Genomic DNA, 766 nt, shown 5'->3' with positions numbered 1-766 from the left:
ATAGAGGACCGAGTGGTTGTAATTCGATTAGTAATAACAAAATTTTATCTCTTAAGAAGAGTTTTTCAGAATCTCTAGAAAGAAGAGCTTTAATGTTAGGAGGATGTATAAATTCAAACGGAAAAGTTAACACATTTGATTTATTATCGAAAAGCATTAAAGAATTACCAGTTGAATATAGTAAATATAAAGCTAATAATCCCATGTGCAGTGACACAACTGGTACAGCAGCTCATACTAATAGTGAACAAGCTGTTAAGAATGCGCTATTGGAATTAATAGGAAAAAACGCATTGTTTTTGTTTTGGTATGGAAAACAAGGGAGTATTTTAAATAGAACTATTACCGGTTACGAATATGAAATCCAAAAATTGCACAGAGAAGGTAAGCATTTAAAACTTTTTGTAAATACATATTTTTCACCTGCGATATCTGTCTTTGCTTTTATATTTGATCAGCATTGTATCTACGCATCAGGAGTGGGAACCAATTTAGTTTTGGAAGATAGTATTACAGCAGCCATTGAAGAAGCATTTTTACTAAAATGGCAAAACGAAGTAAAGGAAATGAGAAATTACACAAAAGTACCAACTATTGATTATAAATATCACGGGGAATGTTTAAAATATTTAGAACAATCATTTAAAGATACTTACACAGAGGAACCAACTAAGAATAAAAATGGAGGAGTTGATGAATTGCTGCTTAGTGTTCCTAATTGGGTTGAAGAGTTACATGCTATTTTTTTGAGAAATAGTATAAAGAG

General features: G+C 31.1%; 1 protein-coding gene. It reads left to right on the top strand.

What is annotated here, in order from left to right:
- Window positions 1–766 (top strand): YcaO-like family protein (locus CHH67_RS25700; RefSeq protein ID WP_179292227.1); only part of this gene is annotated, 766 nt, incomplete at both ends.

Origin of the sequence: Paenibacillus campinasensis (genome assembly GCF_002272015.1) — a bacterium.
Lineage (GTDB): Bacteria > Bacillota > Bacilli > Paenibacillales > Paenibacillaceae > Paenibacillus_AQ > Paenibacillus_AQ campinasensis.
Note: the sequence above shows the minus strand (reverse complement) of the source record. Positions and strands in the feature narration are given on the sequence as shown.